The sequence below is a fragment of the uncultured Microbacterium sp. genome (assembly GCF_947489255.1).
Lineage (GTDB): Bacteria > Actinomycetota > Actinomycetes > Actinomycetales > Microbacteriaceae > Microbacterium > Microbacterium phycohabitans.
Genome location: NZ_CANLCY010000003.1, coordinates 133,470 through 150,830, shown reverse-complemented (window position 1 = coordinate 150,830; position 17,361 = coordinate 133,470). Strand labels below are relative to the sequence as shown.

Below are 17,361 nucleotides of genomic sequence, written 5' to 3'. Positions count from 1 at the left end.
GATAGCATCGTCCAATGGCCAGATCGACCTTCCCTCGGGATCGCTTCGACGACCTGCCGGACTCCACCGGCCGCGTCGGAGCGCACCGGGCCGAGAGACCGCGCCTGCGCGGATGGATCGTCTTCCTCTGGGCGGCCATCGCCACGCTCGTGCTCATCATCGTGGGCATCTTCGGCTCCCTCGTGGCGTCGGGCCGCATCAGCTTCGGAGCCGGCGACGCGCCCGCTCCGACGGTCTCGGCTGAACCGACCACGCCCGCCGTCGTCGACACCTCGTACTCCGTCGTGGTGCTCAATGGCACCGGCCAGGACGGCCTCGCTGCATCGGTGCGCGATCAGATCGTGGCGGCCGGGTGGTCCGGCGACACGGTCGAGACGGGCGACTCCGACACCACCGACTTCGCGCAGACCACCGTCTACTACCTCCGCGACGCCGACGCGGCGGCGGCGCAGGGCCTCGCGCAGACCATCGGCGGTGCCGAGGTCGCGCAGAGCGATTTCCTGCAGCCCACCGACGACCCGAACACCCCCGACGACGAGAGCGCCGTCAAGCGCCTCGTCGTGGTGATCGGACTCGACCGCGCCCCCGGCGCGACCCCTTCCGCCACGGCCCCGTGACCCCGGGTACGCCGCGTGTTTCCGCGGCGTAACAAGTTGGGGGCACGCGCGTCAACAATGGCCGGAGGGGCCGGTTCGGCGGCATCCGGCGTGCTTACGATGACCGAGTCATCCAGCAACAGGAGATTCGCATGACGCAGGGCACCGTCAAATGGTTCAACGCCGAGAAGGGCTACGGGTTCATCACCGTGTCCGATGGGCAGGACGTGTTCGTCCACTACTCGAGCATCGAGATGTCGGGTTTCCGCGTCCTCGAGGAAGGTCAGGCGGTCGAATTCACCGTCGGCACCGGTCAGAAGGGCCCGCAGGCGGAGTCCGTGCGCCTGGCCTGATCCGCTGGCTTCAACGCCGTGGCATCCCTCTCGTGGATGCCACGGCGTTCGTCGTCTCGCGACAGTGTCGCGGCTTGCACTCCCCAGGGGCGAGTGCCAGAATGAATTAGCACTCGCTTTCGTCGAGTGCCAAAATCTGGAAGTCACCCGTCCGGGAGGGACGACACACTTATGGCAAAGATCATCGCTTTCGACGAAGAGGCCCGCCGCGGTCTCGAGCGCGGCCTCAACACGCTGGCCGACGCCGTCAAGGTGACCCTGGGCCCCCGCGGTCGCAACGTCGTGCTCGAGAAGAAGTGGGGCGCCCCCACGATCACGAACGACGGTGTCTCGATCGCCAAGGAGATCGAGCTCGACGACCCGTACGAGAAGATCGGCGCCGAGCTGGTCAAGGAGGTCGCCAAGAAGACCGACGACGTCGCGGGTGACGGCACCACCACGGCCACCGTTCTCGCCCAGGCGCTCGTTCGCGAGGGCCTGCGCAACGTCGCCGCCGGCGCCGACCCCATCAGCCTGAAGAAGGGCATCGAGAAGGCCGTCAAGGCCGTCACCGACGAGCTCCTCGCTTCCGCCAAGGAGGTCGAGTCCAAGGAGCAGATCGCCGCGACCGCGTCGATCTCCGCCGCCGACCCCGCGATCGGCGAGCTCATCGCCGAGGCCATCGACAAGGTGGGCAAGGAAGGCGTCGTCACCGTCGAGGAGAGCAACACCTTCGGCACCGAGCTCGAGCTCACCGAGGGCATGCGCTTCGACAAGGGGTACATCAACCCCTACTTCGTCACCGACCCCGAGCGTCAGGAAGCGGTCTTCGAAGACCCGTACATCCTGATCGCGAACCAGAAGATCTCCAACATCAAGGACCTTCTGCCGATCGTCGACAAGGTGATCCAGGAGGGCAAGGAGCTCCTCATCATCGCCGAGGACGTCGAGGGCGAAGCTCTCGCGACGCTCGTGCTCAACAAGATCCGCGGCATCTTCAAGTCGGTCGCCGTCAAGGCTCCCGGCTTCGGCGACCGTCGCAAGGCGCAGCTGCAGGACATCGCGATCCTCACCGGCGGCCAGGTCATCACCGAAGAGGTGGGCCTCAAGCTCGAGAACGCGACCGTCGACCTGCTCGGCCGTGCGCGCAAGGTCATCATCACCAAGGACGAGACCACGATCGTCGAGGGTGCCGGTGAGTCGGAGCTGATCGAGGGTCGCGTGACCCAGATCCGCCGCGAGATCGAGAACACCGACAGCGACTACGACCGCGAGAAGCTCCAGGAGCGCCTCGCGAAGCTCGCCGGTGGCGTCGCCGTCATCAAGGCCGGAGCCGCGACCGAGGTCGAGCTCAAGGAGCGCAAGCACCGCATCGAAGACGCCGTGCGAAACGCCAAGGCAGCTGTGGAAGAGGGCGTCGTCGCCGGTGGTGGCGTCGCGCTCATCCAGGCCGGCAAGAACGCCCTCGGTGACCTCAACCTCACCGGTGACGAGGCCACGGGTGCCAACATCGTGCGCGTCGCGATCGAGGCCCCGCTCAAGCAGATCGCGCTCAACGCCGGTCTCGAGCCCGGCGTCGTTGCCAACAAGGTCGCGGAGCTGCCCGTCGGTCACGGCCTGAACGCCGCCACCGGCGAGTACGGTGACCTGTTCGCACAGGGCATCATCGACCCCGCCAAGGTGACCCGCTCTGCGCTGCAGAACGCGGCATCCATCGCCGGTCTGTTCCTGACGACCGAGGTCGTCGTCGCCGACAAGCCGGAGAAGGCCGCCGCTCCCGCGGGCGACCCGACCGGTGGCATGGACTTCTGATCCACGCTGACGCCTGAGAACGCCCCCTCCTCCGGGAGGGGGCGTTCTTCGTTCACGGGCCGGACTCGAATAAGAGTTCTCTTATCCGGCCTCCGCCGCCCGCAGCCTCCGACTACGCTCGGTCGAATGAGTGATCTGTCCTCTTCTCGTGAGGCGGAGGCGGCGATCGCGCGGATCGAGCAGCAGGTCGCCGAGGCGCAGCTCCGAGCCGAGCGTGCGCAGCAGGTGCAGGTCGATATCGACGCGGTGCGGGCGACGGCGACGGCGCCCCGTCGCGAGGTGTCGGTGACGGTGGATGCCGGAACAGCTCATTGACAGGCAGGGCCTCACCGACCAGATGCCGACCGACTGGCTGGATCCTGCGACAAAGGCTACGTGGCGAAACGTTTCGCGCAACCTTGCGGAGATGGCGTCGGGGGATGTCCGCGCGGTGCTGGGAGACGTTCGGCCCGATTCGGTCTGGAATGAGATCGAGTTTCCATCGCTCGTTCGAAATCCGAACATCCGATCCATCACGGTTCACGACGCGGTCACCAAGGAGGTAATCCATGTCTTCGTTCGATGGTGCAATCCTCAGTGACGCCATCGTTCAATACATCGGCCGAGACGGTGCGCTTGCCCCGCGCGATGACATTTCGGCAGTAGCGGCGGGTATCTGACCCCGCACTACGCGCTCGAGTACAAGAGATCATCGCGGAACTCGACGCGATCCGACCAGGGGCGGATGCCGCCGACCTCATGCCATGGGCCGATAGAGAAGCACGTGCTGTGGCCGCAGGCCGCCCGGAGCTCGGCGAACCGGGGATCAAGGCGTTGCGTGATCTGCTCAGCTGGACCTGGCGCTGACTGATTGCAGAGCTTCCCCGCAGCGTGTCAGCGGGTTCCCTGAGGCCCTCAGGAATGACGGATACTGCTCGGAACGTTCTCAAGATTGCAATTGGTCGTGGCCTTGAGGGCGCCCTCCGCGTGCAAACGATTCCATGGGCCCTAACGAGAGTCGAGAACTGAGCATGCAGAACCTGACCTTCGACGACCTGTGTGGTCTGCTTCGTGAAGAGTTCGGCTCCGCCGCAGTTTCGAGTCCTCAGCACCCGCGAGTGGGCGACGGCGACCCTGTGATGGGCGATCTGATTCTTCGCGAGGAAGGGGCATTGTTCATCGTGGGCGCGCAAGATCGGGGACAGTGGTCGGAGCTCGCGCGATTCCCTTCCGAAGCCGAGGCGTGCGACTTCATCCTCCGTCAGGTACGACACGGTCATCGTCCGGGGGTCAGTATGACTCCCGCCGAAAAGGCGGAGTCGGAGCGCGTTACCCGCGACTTCGGCGCAGAGTTGCGACGCACTCTTGGGCTATGACGAAGGCTCGGAGAAAGCAGCAGGGGTCTCGCGTGGGGAGCCTGCATCTGGACCCTTCGTCCCCGTTACTCCAGAATTTTTCGAGCACCGCACGGCATCCGGAACTCGAAGAGCCTGCTCTCGCGGCCTTGCGCAATTCGCTCGGTCAGACGTGGCGTTTGACGTGCGTCAACGTCGACGGAGAATGCTTCGACGTGTCATTCCGACTCCGCTCGCACGAATGCCCTGCGCGTCCGGGCCGTCAGGTGTCGGAATCGGGCCGGTAGTCGTCGGGAAGGCGCTCCAGGGGCTGCGTCTCGATGAGCGCGTGCTCCTGCGCATCGCGGCGGTCGGCCAGAGGCAGCGAGACGCGGAAGGTCGCGCCTCCGCCCGGCGTATCGACCACCTCGACCGTGCCGTGCAGCAGATCGACGATGGATGCCACGATCGACAGCCCCAGACCCGACCCACCGGTCTCGCGCGTGCGCGAGGTATCGGCGCGCCAGAAACGCTGGAAGATCTGATCGCGGATCTGCTCGGGGACGCCCTCTCCGTGGTCGATGATCTCGATCCAGCCCATGTCGTTCTCGGCATCCACTCCGATGCGCAGGCCGATGGGGGAGTCGTCGGCGGTGAAGCGACGCGCGTTGCCCAAGAGGTTGGCCACCACCTGGCGCACCTTGTTCTCGTCGCCGAGGACGATCGGCGCGAGTCGCGGGGCGGAGCGCGTGAGGCCGGCCGGTGGCGTCACGGGGGCGTCCCCCGTCGTGGCGGCCGGGTCGGCGGCATCCTTCTGCCGACGGCGCAGGCGCGACAGCGTGGCTCCAGCGATCGCCATGGCCGACGTCGAGGGAGCCGCGCGGCGGCGGGTCGCGGCCTCGGCGGGGTGGCCGCCCGAATCGAGCAGCGGGTCGAGGGTGATGGTGGGCAGCACGAGGGGGCCGCGCGACGTGGTGTCATCGACGGTCACTTCGCGCTGAGGGGAGGTCACGCGTAGGTCGAGAGCCGCATCGCGCGCGATGGGCCGCAGGTCGAGCTCGGTGATCGAGACGTCGCGACGCTCGTCGAGGCGGGCGAGGGCGAGGAGGTCTTCGACGAGCGCGCCCATGCGGATCGCCTCCTTCTCGATGCGCTCCATCGACTGGGCGACATCCTCATCGGAGCGGATCGCGCCCATGCGGTACAGCTCGGCGTAGCCGCGCATGGTCACGAGCGGCGTGCGCAGCTCGTGGCTCGCGTCGCCGATGAACCGACGCATCTGCCGCACCGTGGCATCCCGCTGCCCGAGCGCGCCGTCGATGCGCGCGAGCATGGCGTTGATGGCGGTCTTGAGCCGCCCCACCTCGGTGTCGGGCACGATGTCGGTGAGACGCTGACTGAAGTCGCCCGCGGCGATGTCCATCGCCGTCGTCTCGACCTGGCGGAGGTTGCGGAAGGCCAGCGTCACCAGCCACCGCGTGAGCAGGGCCGTGGCGATGAGGATGAGCAGCGCCACGAAGGCGTAGATGCCGAGGTACGCCGCGACGATCCGGTCGGTGGGCGCCAGGGGCTGCACCACCATCTGCGTGTAGACCCCGGGGTTGCCCGGCACTTGGAGGACGCCGACGCGCGCGAGGAAGTGCGCCCCGGAATCGGGGTCTTCCAGCTCGATGCGCCGATCGATCTGGCCGTACGTCTGCTCCACCGTGAAAGTGTCGGGCAGCTGCGGCAGCACCTTCGACGACGTGCCGTTGTAGAAGGCCTCGCGTCGACCGTCGGGCCCGTAGACCACGACCATCGACCCGATCTGCGGGGCGTTCTCGACCTGAGTGAACTCGATGCCGCCCTCGACAGGCGTCGTGGTGAAGATGCTGTTGGCGATGCTGCCCGCCGCCTGCTGGGCCAGCTGCTCATCGAGGTTGTTCACCAGCGTGGTGCGCAGGAACACCATGGTGCCGATGCCCGCGGTGAACAGGCCGATCGCGAGGAGCGCGACGGTCACGCCGGTGACCTTGGTCCGTAGGCTCAGACCCCGCCACCAGCGCGTCAGGGCATCGTCGGAGGGTGACAGGACTGATGCCTTCCGCTCAGGCGCTCTTGCCCGACTTCAGCATGTAGCCGAAGCCGCGCTTGGTCTGGATGAGCGGCTCGGAGGAGTGCGGGTCGATCTTGCGACGCAGGTAGGAGATGTAGCTCTCGACGATGCCGGCGTCGCCGTTGAAGTCGTACTCCCAGACGTGGTCGAGGATCTGCGCCTTCGACAGCACGCGGTTGGGGTTGAGCATGAGGTAGCGCAGGAGCTTGAACTCCGTGGGGCTCAGATCGATCGACACGTCGCCGACGCTGACGTCGTGGGTGTCCTGGTCCATGGTCAGCTCGCCCGTGCGGATGATCGACTCCTCGTCGGCCTGCATCGTGCGGCGCAGGATCGCCTGGATGCGGGCGACGATCTCGTCGAGGCTGAAGGGCTTCGTGACGTAGTCGTCGCCCCCGGCGTTGAGCCCCTCGATCTTGTCCTCGGTCTCGTCCTTCGCGGTGAGGAAGAGGATGGGTGCGGTGTACCCGGCTCCGCGCAGACGCTTGGTGACGCTGAAGCCGTTCATGTCGGGCAGCATCACGTCGAGCACGATGAGATCGGGTTCTTCTTCGAGCACGGCCGAGATCGTCTGCGCGCCGTTGGCCACGGCTCGCACCTGGAAACCGGCGAAGCGCAGGCTCGTGATGAGCAGGTCGCGGATGTTCGGTTCGTCGTCCACGACGAGGATGCGAGGAGCTGTCATCCCCTCATTATCGTGATCCGACCCAGCAATGTCCTGGATATGGAACGGAAAGCCGCGTGCTGGTATGCGTCAGGCGGCCGCGGCGTCGATCCCGTCGGCATCCAGGATGGTGTACGCGTAGCCCTGTTCGGCCAGGAAGCGCTGGCGATTCTGCGCGAAATCCTGGTCGACGGTGTCGCGCGCGATCAGCGTGTAGAAGCTCGCCGTGTGGTTCGACTGCTTGGGTCGCAGCAGGCGTCCGAGGCGCTGGGCCTCCTCCTGACGCGAGCCGAACGAGCCCGAGACCTGGATCGCGACCGAGGCTTCGGGCAGATCGACCGAGAAGTTGGCGACCTTCGACACCACCAGCAGCGGGATGCTGCCGTCGCGGAAGCCCTGGAACAGTTCCTCGCGCTCGGGGATGGGGGTCGAGCCGGTGATCTGCGGGGCGTTCAGGGCCTCGGCCAGTTCGTCGATCTGGTCGAGGTACTGTCCGATCACCAGGACGCGCTCACCCGGATGCCGCTCGACCAGGCGACGGGCGACGTCGATCTTGGCGGGGGCGGTCGCCGCGAGTCGGTAGCGGTCCTCATCGGCGGCCGCGGCGTATTCGAGGCGTTCGTCGGCGGGCAGGTCGATGCGCACCTCGTAGCAGGCGGCGGGGGAGATGAAGCCCTGGGCCTCGATCTCCTTCCACGGCGCGTCGAAGCGCTTGGGGCCGATGAGGCTGAACACGTCGCCCTCGCGACCGTCCTCGCGCACGAGCGTCGCCGTCAAGCCGAGACGCCGGCGCGCCTGGAGGTCGGCGGTCAGCTTGAAGACCGGCGCCGGGAGCAGGTGCACCTCGTCGTAGAGCACGAGACCCCAGTCGAGGGCGTCGAGCAGGGCGAGGTGGGCGTACTGGCCTTTCCGCTTGGCGGTGAGGATCTGGTACGTCGCGATCGTGACGGGCTTGATCTCCTTGACCTGACCGGAGTACTCGCCGATCTCCTCCGGGGTCAGGGTCGTGCGGCGCAACAGCTCGTCGCGCCACTGCCGTGCGCTGACGGTGTTGGTGACGAGGATCAGGGTCGTCGTGCGGGTGTCGGCCATGGCCCCCGCGCCCACGAGGGTCTTGCCCGCACCGCAGGGGAGCACGACGACGCCGGAACCGCCCTCCGAGAACGAATCGACGGCCTGGCGCTGGTACGGCCGCAGGCTCCACCCGTCTTCGGCGAGGTCGATCGGATGCGGAGTGCCCGGGGTGTAGCCGGCGAGATCTTCCGCGGGCCAGCCGATCTTCAGCAGCTCCTGCTTGATGTGGCCCCGGGCCCAGGCGTCGACGATGAAGCTGTCGGGGGTCGGGTGCCCGATCAGCAGGGGCGCGATGCGCTTGTTGCGCGACACCTCGCTCAGCACCGCCGCATCGGTGGAGCGCAGCACGAGCTCTTTGTCATCGTTGCGTTCGATGACCAGGCGTCCGTAGCGGTTGACCGTCTCGCGGATGTCGGTGCTCACGGAGGCGGGGACGGGGAATCGCGACCACGTGTCGAGCGTCTCGAGCATCGCGTCGGCGTCGTGGCCGGCCGCGCGGGCGTTCCACAGGCCCAGGCGCGTGATGCGGTACGTGTGGATGTGCTCGGGTGCGCGCTCGAGCTCGGCGAAGACCGCGAGCTCGTGCCGCGCCGTCTCCGCCTGGGGGTGCGCGACCTCGAGGAGGACGGTGCGGTCGCTCTGCACGATCAAGGGGCCGTCAGACATAGCGTTCGAGTCTACCGGGGTCGCGAGCGACCCGGCGTTCGCGGGTCTCAGTCGACCGGGGCGACCCCGTCGATGTGCGAGAGGGGGAGGGTGCGCTCGACATCGGCCGCGCGGTCGCGGCCGCGCAGGCGTCCGCCGCCGAGTCCGGTCGCCTCGAGGCGGAACACGCGCGCCGACCCGTCGGGCAGCCGCACGGTCACGTCGACGACGGCGCGGGCGCGCACCGCCTGGTCGAGCTCGCGCTCGAGCCACGCGGCATCCGAGTCCTGGGCGCCGTTGCGCAGGCGCTCCAGGAGCGGGGCGTAGACCTCGTCGGGATCGGATGCCGGCTGCTCGGCTCCGGCGAGCTTCGCGCGCTCGAGTGCGCGCGGCCGGCCGTGCGCGTCGACGGCGACCGCGGGATAGTGCGCGTCGGTGAGCGCCCAGAACACGACGTCGGCCGACACGTGGGAGACGAGGTCGTCGCCGTCGTCGCGCGCCAGGGCGATCGAGCGCAACGACTGGTCGACCTCCATCGAGCGTCGCAGCGTCTCGTCATCGGTCGTCACCCGCGTGAGCGATGTGTCGGCGTCGACGCCCACGCGCACGCGGCCGTGCTCGGCGGACGTGCGCTCGATGACGTACGCGAGCGGCTGCGGGAGGCCCGTCAGCGAGATGTCGGTGAGGAACGCCCGGAGCGAGTCCGCGGTCTCGCCCGCGGTGATCGCCGCGCCCACGGTGCCGGCGCTGAAGCGGTAGCTCGACGCCTGCGCGCGGGACTCGCGCGCCGCCATCGTGCGCAGTCGCACGTCGAGGTGGGGTGCCAGGGGGCCGGGAGCGATCGCCGTCAGGTCGTTCTGCAGGTAGACGCGGTCGACCTCGGGGGGCAGCAGCTCCTTCAGTGCGGAGGTGTCGAGCTCGCCTCCGGCCGCGAGGGGCACGGCCCACGGAGCCACGCGTCCTGCCGCGTCGAGGAGGCCCCAGCGCACCAGCCGCCGGATCCACACCGTCGCGCGCTCGGGTCCGTCGGGGTCGAAGGGGGTGGCGTCCGCCCAGCGCTCGGTGGGGATCCAGCCTCCGCCGTCACTGCGATACGCGCGGGGGAGCGCGTCGCGCAGCGCCTCAGCCGTGCGGCTCCAGCGCTCGAGCGTCGGCAGGCGCAGCCATTCGCGTCCGTGCTGCGACACCAGCCACGCCCGGTCGTTCGCCCCCAGCAGGCCCACGTCGGCGGCGAGTCCGACCAGCAGATTGGCTTCCGCAGCGGTGCTGACCGCCCCCGCGTCGACGAGACGGCGCCGCTCCGTGGCGCCCAGCGAACCCGACCCGATCCGGCCGAGGGGGGATTCGAGCGTGAGCATGAGGATGTCGGCGACCGAGGCCGCATTGGTGAAGGCGGCTTCCGCGGCCGCCGCCGCCGTCTCCGCGGATGCGGCGGGCGCCGACGCGGGCTGAGGGTCGGGAAGCCCGCCGGGGAGCGCCTCGCGCACCGCAACGACGACACTCGGGAACGGGATGCCGTCGTCACCGACCAGGGCGTGCGCCGCCAGCGCGTCGCGCGCGGCGCCGGTTGCTGGAGTGCCGCCGACGGCATTGGTGAGTGCGACCGCTTCGTCGCGCGTGAGAGCGGGGAGCTCGCGGGCGACCGAGGCGGGGTCGAGCAGTGCCTCGGCGGCGTCGAACATGTCGCGCCACGGGCTCGAGGGCGACACGTGCCGTCCGGCGAACAACCGCGTGAGGTCGGCGTCGTCGCGCGCGCTCAACGAGACCGCCAGAGCGCGTTGTGCGGAGGTCTCGGGCACGTCAGCGGGCCTTGTTGGCCCGCGCCCTTCGGACGAAGCTCATGATGAGCACGGCGAGCAGGCACCCGAACGCGACCGGGGGCGCGATGTAGACGATGACACCGATCGTCGGCCAGAGGCCCGAGCCCATGTCGGCACCGGCGCTGGAGCCCACGATGATCGCGAAGAAGCAGACGATCGACAGCACGAGCAGCCCCAGCGACATGAACGCCAGGATGCGGTCGATGCGTCGGACGGGAACGTCGTCGCCCGGCGTACTGCCGCCGGTGGTGCGGGTGCTCATCGCGCTCAGCCTACTGCCTGGCGCCGGTGTCGTAGTCTGGAAGACCGGGATCCGCTCGGTTCCCGCGTTCCGCCGCGCATTCGCGCACATATCCAGCGAGGTGTCCATGCCCACCGGCAAGGTCAGGTTCTACGACGACGAGAAGGGCTTCGGCTTCATCAGCACCGATGACGGCCAGGACGTGTTCCTGCACGCCACGGCTCTGCCCGCCGGAACCCCCGCTCCCAAGGCCGGGACGCGCCTCGAGTTCGGTGTCGCCGACGGAAAGCGCGGTCTCCAGGCGCTGTCGGTGCGCGTGCTGGACGCCCCGGTGAGCCTTTCGAAGCGCTCGCGCAAGCCGGCCGACGACATGGCGATCATCGTCGAAGACCTCGTCAAGCTCCTCGACGGCATCGGCGGCGACCTGCGTCGCGGTCGATACCCCAACGGTCCGCACGCCCAGAAGATCGCCGCTGTCCTGCGCAAGGTCGCCGATGACTTCGAAGCCTGAGCAGGGGGAGCCCGCGCAGGTCGCCGACGAGCGCCTGACCGGAGCGCACGACCTCGCGCTCGCGGCCCTGCACGAGATCACCCCCGCCGACACCGTCGGCCCCGCCGCGGGGTACGCGCTCGAAGACGACGGCGTCGTCTCGCTCCGCTTCCACACGCGCCTGTCTGGGTATCCCGGCTGGTTCTGGACGGTGAGCGTGGCCGTCGTCGAGGAGTCGGAGCCGACCGTGCTCGAGGTCGAGCTGCTACCCGGTGACGGAGCGCTGCTCGCCCCCGATTGGGTGCCGTGGGCGACGCGACTCGCCGAGTACCAGGCGGCCCAGGCCGCCGCTGCAACCGACGACGCCGACGCGGATGACGACGACATCGACGACGACCCCGAGGACGAGCACGACGAGGAGGACGACGACGAGGAGGACGAGCCCAAGGCCCGTTTCCACGCCGGCGACCTCGACGGCGTCGACATCGACGAGCTCGACGCGGACCACGCGGTCGACCAGCGGTCGGGCGACGAGGACTCGGATGCCGAGGACTCGGATGCCGCCGACGACGACGACAGCGACGCCGATGACGACGATCGCGATGACGACGACGACAGCGATGACGACGACGATCGCGACGAGGGCGACCGCAGCTACTGACGCATCGCTCCCGACACGACGAAGGCCGCCCCGCGTGATGCGAGGCGGCCTTCGTCGTGTCGGGTTCAGGCGCCGGGCAGGCGCTCGATCGTGTAGTCGATCGCCCCGATGAGACGGCGGACGTCGTCGGGCTCGATCGAGACGAACGTCGCCACCCGCAGCTGGTTGCGGCCGAGCTTGCGGTAGGGCTCGGTGTCGACGATGCCGTTGGCGCGCAGGCTCTTCGCGATCGCCGCGGCGTCGATGCTGTCGTCGAAGTCGATCGTCACGACGACGGGGGAGCGGTCGGCCGGGTCGGCGACGAACGGGGTCGCGACCGTGCTGGCATCCGCCCAGTCGTACAGCGCCGACGACGATTCCGCGGTGCGGGCGCCCGCCCACGTCAGGCCGCCGTTGTCGAGGATCCAGCCCAGCTGCTCGTCGAGCAGAAGCAGGGTGGCCAGAGCCGGGGTGTTGAGGGTCTGCTGCAAGCGCGAGTTGTCGAGTGCGTTCTTCAGGCTCAGGAATTCGGGGATGTAGCGGTCGGATGCCGCGATGCTCTCAATGCGCTCGATCGCGGCGGGCGACACGGCGGCGTACCACAGGCCGCCGTCGGAGCCGAGGTTCTTCTGCGGGGCGAAGTAGTAGACGTCGGCCTGCGTCACGTCGAAGTCGATGCCGCCCGCAGCGCTCGTGGCGTCGATCACGGTGAGCGCTCCCGCGCCGCCCGCGACGCGCACCACCGGGGCGGACACGCCGGTCGAGGTCTCGTTGTGGGGCCACGCGTAGACGTCGACGCCCTCGACGACCTCGGCGACGGTGCGGGTGCCGGGCTCCGCCTTGCGGACGTCGGGGGCCTGGAGCCACGGGGCGGCCGCGGCGGAGGCGAACTTGCCGCCGAACTCGCCGAACACGAGGTTCTGGCTGCGGTTCTGGATGAGACCGAAGGCCGCGGCATCCCAGAAGGCGGTCGACCCTCCGTTGCCGAGGATGATCTCGTAGCCGCCGGGCAGCCGGAACAGCTGCGACAGGCGCTCGCGCGTGCTGGCGACGAGGTTCTTCACGGGCGCCTGGCGATGCGAGGTGCCGAGGATGGACGCCCCGCGGGTGACGAGGGCCTCGAGTTGCGCACCGCGCACCTTCGAGGGGCCGCACCCGAAGCGACCGTCGGCGGGCAGGAGTTCGGCGGGGAGTTCCACGTGCGGCATGGGTCCGATTCTAGGGTCCCGCCCCTCGGGCGCCGGCGCCCGTGTCGGAGGGGGTCGGTAGGCTGGGAGGACTTGCCGCGCGACATCGAGGACTCCTGAATGACCGATCTGATCGACACCACCGAGATGTACCTGCGCACCATCCTCGAGCTCGAGGAGGAGAAGATCGTGCCGCTGCGCGCGCGCATCTCCGAGCGCCTCGGCCACTCGGGGCCGACGGTGTCGCAGACCGTGGGACGCATGGAGCGCGACGGCCTCGTGGTGGTCTCCGAAGACCGACGCCTCGAGCTGACCGCCGACGGGCGTCAGAAGGCTGTCGACGTCATGCGCAAGCACCGACTCGCCGAGCGCCTGTTGAGCGACGTGATCGGTCTCGACTGGGCCTACGTCCACGACGAGGCCTGCCGGTGGGAGCACGTCATGAGCGAGCAGGTCGAGCGCCGACTCGTCGAGCTGCTCGGCCACCCGACCGAGTCGCCCTACGGCAACCCCATCCCCGGCCTCGACCAGCTGGGCGACACCGCGAGCTCCACGTTCGATGACGGTGTCGTCGGTCTGGTCCGCAAGCTCACCGACGCGGGTGGTCCGATCTCGGGCACGGTTCGTCGTCTCGCCGAGCCGGCGCAGGTCGACCCCGAGTTGCTGCAGCAGCTGAAGGCAGCGGGCGTCCTGCCCGGAGCGCGTGGCGACTTCCGCTTCAACGAGGGGTACGTGCTGGTGCAGATGGAGGGCGTCGACGAGGGGCTCGAGCTCCCCGTCGAGGTCGCGTCGCACATCTTCCTCGTCGCCGAGGCCTGAGCGGCGCGATCGCGGCCGAGGCTGAACCTTCGCCGGGCATCGGGTGATCACCAGGTGCGGAGCGTGACATGTTCGTTATCTTCGGGTAGCCTCTGAGAGTCCACAGGCGAGAAGCCCGCCGTCGGACCCCTCGCGGTTTGCCTCATCGGCTCGTCGTCCGCAGAGGGTGAAGCCCGCACATCGTGCCCCCATCATCGAGTGCTGACGAGCCAGCGTCCCAGACGCAGAGGCGCCGGAGGAACTTTGGCTGAACACAACGATCCCGCTGCGGACCTACCCGAGGTCCCTGCAACGGGTCCCACTCGCAAGAGCGTGCGCGCAGAGGTCGCCCGACCGACCCGCCGCCCGATGCAGTCCCGCTCCGCAGCGACCGCACCCGCCGTCCGCACCGCTCCCGCTCCCACCGGCTCGGCCCGGCGTCGAGGGGGGAAGTCGTTGCGCAGTGCCGTGATCCTCTCGATGGTCGCTGGTCTCGTGGCGACCGTCGCGATCCCCGCCTACGCGGCCACGATGCCCGCGGCTCAGACGATGTCGCTGCAGCAGATGTCGGCGCCCGACAACCAGTCGCTCGTGGTCGCCTCCGACGCGACGGCGGAGGGCCTCGATCGCAGCAGCTACTCCGCCACCACGGCGGAGGAGATCCAGAAGAAGAAGGACGAGGAGGCCGCCGCAGCCGCCGCTGCGGCCGCCGCGGAGCGTGCGCGCCAGACGGCATCCACCGCGAGCTCGTCGGTCTCGAACGTCGACCTGACCATGACCGCTCCCGGCTCGGGCGAGGTGCGCTGGCCGCTGACCAGCTACATCCTCGGCCGCGGGCTGTGGGACTCGGGCTACCACCAGGGTGTCGACCTGCTCGCCCCCGGCGGTCAGCCGATCTTCGCCGCCGCGGCGGGAGTCGTGAGCGTGTCGTCCGAGAGCTACGGCGGCTACGGAGTCGGCATCGTCATCGAGCACGTGATCAACGGCCAGAAGGTGTCGACCACCTACGGCCACATGACCTACGGCAGCCGCCAGGTGCAGGCCGGCCAGACGGTCGCCGCCGGTCAGCTCATCGGTCTCGTCGGCTCCACCGGCAGCTCGACCGCGAACCACCTGCACTTCGAGGTGCACATCAACGGTTCGGTCGTCGACCCCTACGCGTGGCTGCAGCAGAACGCGGGCTGATCCCTTCCCCGTGAAAGCGGCGTGCCGGAGACGATCGTTCTCCGACACGCCGCTTTCCGTTTCCCCCCTCACCCGACCCCGGGCGTGTCGCAGTGGGTTAGCCTGTCAGCGACGTCGGAAGAACCGGAGGGACCGCCGATGAACACCAGCCCGCGCATCCGCACCATGGATGCGCTCGGGCTGCTCGTTCTTCGGCATCGTGTGTTCGGATGCCGCGGCTTCGCCGCGATCACCCAGGCGCTGTCTGTCTAGACAGCGCCTTTTTTCATACCCCTGCGCCTCACCCGTCGTCGCGAGTCGAACATCCGAGAAGCCGTCTCGGCCATTCGAGAGGAAGCGAAATGCGCACACTGGTCCTGAACGCGGGCTACGAGCCCCTCGCGGTCGTGTCGTTCAAACGAGCCCTCGTGCTCGTGATGAACGAGAAGGCCACGGTCATCGAACACATCGAGGAAGACCCCGTCTGGGCGGCGGCGGGAACCTACGATCGCCCGGCGGTGATCATCCTGACGCGCTACGTCCGGGTGCCGGGGGCGCGTCAGGTGCCGGTCACGCGTCGCGGCGTCCTGCGGCGCGACGCGCACCGGTGCGGATACTGCGGCAAGGCCGCCTCGACGATCGACCACGTGCTCCCGCGCTCTCGCGGCGGCAAGGACACGTGGGAGAACCTCGTGGCCTGCTGCCTGGCCTGCAACAACATCAAGGGCGATCGCACCCCGCAGGAGATGCGGTGGGAGCTGCGACTCGTGCCCGCGCCGCCGCGCGGATCGTCGTGGACGGTGCGCGGCGTCGACAAGAGCGACCCGCGGTGGGAGCCCTACCTGGCGCTGGCCGCCTGATCTGACGCGTCGGACGCGGCCCGGCCGGGCTTTCGCTCGGCCGGGCCTTCCGTGTGCGTCCGCACCCGGCCGGGCTGTCCGTGCGCGCGCGAGTGGGCTGCTTCCGTGTGCGTCGCATCCGGTCGGGCCTTCCGTGTGCCTCGGCACCCGTCGGTCGGTGCGGGGCGGCCGCATCCGGGGTCTGGATTCCGCTCGACCATCGTTGTACGCTAGGCGAATGCTTGTTCGCTCAACGAACGTCGACGCATGATCGACAAGACCGTCTCCGACGTCGCAGCCGCCGTCTCCGGCATCCGCGACGGTGCGACCGTGATGATCGGCGGTTTCGGTCGTGCCGGCCAGCCGGTCGAGCTCATCGACGCGCTCATCGCCCACGGGGCGTCGGGGCTCACCGTCGTCAACAACAACGCCGGCAACGGCGACACGGGCCTCGCCGCCCTGCTCGCCGCGGGTCAGGTGCGCAAGATGATCTGCTCGTTCCCGCGGCAGAGCGACTCCTGGGTCTTCGACCGCCTGTACCGCGCGGGCGAGGTGGAGCTCGAGCTCGTGCCCCAGGGCAATCTGGCCGAGCGCATCCGAGCGGCGGGAGCCGGTATCGGCGGCTTCTTCACGCCCACCGGTTTCGGGACCCAGCTCGCCGAGGGCAAGGAGACGCGGCGCATCGACGGACGCGACTACGTGCTCGAATACCCCATCCGCGCCGACGTCGCCCTCATCAGCGCCCGACGTGCCGATCGCTGGGGCAACCTCGTCTACCGCGAGACCGCGCGCAACTTCGGCCCCATCATGGCCGCGGCCGCCACGACCACCGTCGTGCAAGTCGACGAGATCGTGCCGTTGGGCTCGCTCGACCCCGAGAGCGTCGTCACCCCGGGTCTCTACGTCGACCGCGTCGTCGCCGTCGGCGAGCGTCGATGGCTCCGCGATGACGCCTTCGTCGGCGGCGTCGACATCGAAGGACGCCCCCTGGAGTCCGAGGAGGGCCCCGCATGATCACGCGCATCTCCCGCACGCAGCTCGCCGCGCGGGTGGCATCCGACATTCCCGAAGGCGCGATCGTGAACCTCGGGATCGGCGCTCCCACGCTGGTGGCCGACTACCTTCCCGAGGGCCTCGAGATCGTGCTGCACACCGAGAACGGCATGCTCGGCATGGGGCCGGCACCCGCGCGCGGACGGGTCGACCCCGACCTCATCAACGCCGGCAAGCAGCCCGTGACCGCGCTCGCGGGGGCGGCGTACTTCCACCACGCCGACTCGTTCGCGATGATGCGCGGCGGGCACCTCGACGTGTGCGTGCTGGGTGCGTTCCAGGTGTCGGCCGGGGGCGATCTCGCCAACTGGTCGACGGGGGAGCCCGGGGCGATCCCCGCGGTCGGCGGGGCGATGGACCTCGCGATCGGCGCGAAGGACGTCTACGTCATGACCGACCTGCTCACCAAGGGCGGCGAGCCCAAGCTGGTCGCCGCCTGCACCTACCCGCTCACCGGCGTCGGCTGCGTCTCGCGCGTCTACACCGACCACGGTGTCTTCGACGTCACCGCCTCCGGCTTCCGCGTGCGCGAGCTGTTCGGCGACAACACCCACGCCGAGATCGAGGCCCTGCTCGGCCTGACGCTGGAGGTCTGACC

18 protein-coding genes are annotated in these 17,361 nt (G+C 69.1%); 12 read left to right on the top strand and 6 right to left on the bottom strand.

Annotated features, from left to right (window positions below; all coding sequences use genetic code 11):
* The first annotated feature begins 14 nt into the window (after window positions 1-14).
* The 5 genes from Q0818_RS08010 (at window position 15) to Q0818_RS07990 (ending at window position 4,095) form a co-directional block, all read left to right on the top strand.
* Window positions 15-617 carry a LytR C-terminal domain-containing protein gene (locus Q0818_RS08010; RefSeq protein ID WP_298873414.1) on the top strand — a complete coding sequence of 201 codons (603 nt, stop codon included), beginning with the start codon at window positions 15-17 and terminating at the stop codon, window positions 615-617.
* Window positions 618-748: 131 nt separating this feature from the next.
* Window positions 749-949 carry a cold-shock protein gene (locus Q0818_RS08005; protein WP_076676782.1) on the top strand — a complete coding sequence of 67 codons (201 nt, stop codon included), beginning with the start codon at window positions 749-751 and terminating at the stop codon, window positions 947-949.
* A gap of 171 nt (window positions 950-1,120) precedes the next feature.
* A complete protein-coding gene (gene groL, locus Q0818_RS08000; RefSeq protein ID WP_298873413.1) occupies window positions 1,121-2,740 on the top strand; it encodes a chaperonin GroEL in 1,620 nt (539 codons plus the stop codon).
* 126 nt (window positions 2,741-2,866) lie between these two features.
* Window positions 2,867-3,055, top strand: coding sequence for a hypothetical protein (locus Q0818_RS07995; RefSeq protein ID WP_298873412.1), 189 nt, complete (start codon window positions 2,867-2,869; stop codon window positions 3,053-3,055).
* Window positions 3,056-3,750: 695 nt separating this feature from the next.
* The gene (locus Q0818_RS07990) at window positions 3,751-4,095 is read left to right on the top strand and encodes a hypothetical protein (protein ID WP_298873411.1); all 345 of its coding nucleotides are present in this window, start codon (window positions 3,751-3,753) and stop codon (window positions 4,093-4,095) included.
* A 241-nt stretch (window positions 4,096-4,336) separates the two neighbouring features.
* On the opposite strand, the gene Q0818_RS07985 is transcribed toward Q0818_RS07990, so the two are convergent.
* The 5 genes from Q0818_RS07985 to Q0818_RS07965 all read right to left on the bottom strand — a co-directional run bounded on the left by Q0818_RS07985 (window position 4,337) and on the right by Q0818_RS07965 (window position 10,613).
* Complete coding sequence (locus Q0818_RS07985) at window positions 4,337-6,055, bottom strand: HAMP domain-containing sensor histidine kinase (RefSeq protein WP_366943128.1); 1,719 nt, start codon at window positions 6,053-6,055, stop codon at window positions 4,337-4,339.
* Between the two features lie 85 nt (window positions 6,056-6,140).
* Entirely contained in the window at window positions 6,141-6,833 is a 693-nt protein-coding gene (locus tag Q0818_RS07980) for a response regulator transcription factor (RefSeq protein WP_076676776.1), read from the bottom strand.
* Between the two features lie 69 nt (window positions 6,834-6,902).
* Window positions 6,903-8,552, bottom strand: a complete 1,650-nt coding sequence (locus Q0818_RS07975) for a DNA repair helicase XPB (protein WP_298873408.1) — start codon at window positions 8,550-8,552, stop codon at window positions 6,903-6,905.
* A 47-nt stretch (window positions 8,553-8,599) separates the two neighbouring features.
* Window positions 8,600-10,330, bottom strand: a complete 1,731-nt coding sequence (locus Q0818_RS07970) for a helicase-associated domain-containing protein (RefSeq protein WP_298873406.1) — start codon at window positions 10,328-10,330, stop codon at window positions 8,600-8,602.
* A 1-nt stretch (window position 10,331) separates the two neighbouring features.
* The gene (locus tag Q0818_RS07965; RefSeq protein ID WP_298873404.1) at window positions 10,332-10,613 is read right to left on the bottom strand and encodes a multidrug ABC transporter ATPase; all 282 of its coding nucleotides are present in this window, start codon (window positions 10,611-10,613) and stop codon (window positions 10,332-10,334) included.
* A gap of 106 nt (window positions 10,614-10,719) precedes the next feature.
* Here Q0818_RS07965 and Q0818_RS07960 point away from each other — a divergent pair, with 106 nt between their 5' ends.
* Window positions 10,720-11,103, top strand: a complete 384-nt coding sequence (locus Q0818_RS07960; protein WP_076676768.1) for a cold-shock protein — start codon at window positions 10,720-10,722, stop codon at window positions 11,101-11,103.
* Window positions 11,087-11,743, top strand: a complete 657-nt coding sequence (locus Q0818_RS07955) for a DUF3027 domain-containing protein (RefSeq protein ID WP_298873398.1) — start codon at window positions 11,087-11,089, stop codon at window positions 11,741-11,743. Before Q0818_RS07960 ends, Q0818_RS07955 begins: the two co-directional genes overlap by 17 nt.
* Before the next feature lie 65 nt (window positions 11,744-11,808).
* On the opposite strand, the gene serC is transcribed toward Q0818_RS07955, so the two are convergent.
* Complete coding sequence (gene serC, locus Q0818_RS07950) at window positions 11,809-12,930, bottom strand: phosphoserine transaminase (protein WP_298873396.1); 1,122 nt, start codon at window positions 12,928-12,930, stop codon at window positions 11,809-11,811.
* A 99-nt stretch (window positions 12,931-13,029) separates the two neighbouring features.
* Here serC and Q0818_RS07945 point away from each other — a divergent pair, with 99 nt between their 5' ends.
* From Q0818_RS07945 to Q0818_RS07925, 5 genes are all read left to right on the top strand, one after another.
* Window positions 13,030-13,728, top strand: a complete 699-nt coding sequence (locus tag Q0818_RS07945; RefSeq protein WP_298873394.1) for a metal-dependent transcriptional regulator — start codon at window positions 13,030-13,032, stop codon at window positions 13,726-13,728.
* Between the two features lie 348 nt (window positions 13,729-14,076).
* The gene (locus Q0818_RS07940; RefSeq protein WP_298873392.1) at window positions 14,077-14,892 is read left to right on the top strand and encodes a M23 family metallopeptidase; all 816 of its coding nucleotides are present in this window, start codon (window positions 14,077-14,079) and stop codon (window positions 14,890-14,892) included.
* A gap of 341 nt (window positions 14,893-15,233) precedes the next feature.
* Window positions 15,234-15,731, top strand: a complete 498-nt coding sequence (locus Q0818_RS07935) for an HNH endonuclease (protein ID WP_298873390.1) — start codon at window positions 15,234-15,236, stop codon at window positions 15,729-15,731.
* A gap of 246 nt (window positions 15,732-15,977) precedes the next feature.
* Window positions 15,978-16,724: a 3-oxoacid CoA-transferase subunit A gene (locus Q0818_RS07930; protein WP_298873388.1), complete on the top strand. Its 747-nt coding sequence runs from the start codon at window positions 15,978-15,980 to the stop codon at window positions 16,722-16,724.
* A complete protein-coding gene (locus Q0818_RS07925) occupies window positions 16,721-17,359 on the top strand; it encodes a 3-oxoacid CoA-transferase subunit B (protein WP_298873386.1) in 639 nt (212 codons plus the stop codon). Before Q0818_RS07930 ends, Q0818_RS07925 begins: the two co-directional genes overlap by 4 nt.
* Window positions 17,360-17,361 lie beyond the last annotated feature (2 nt).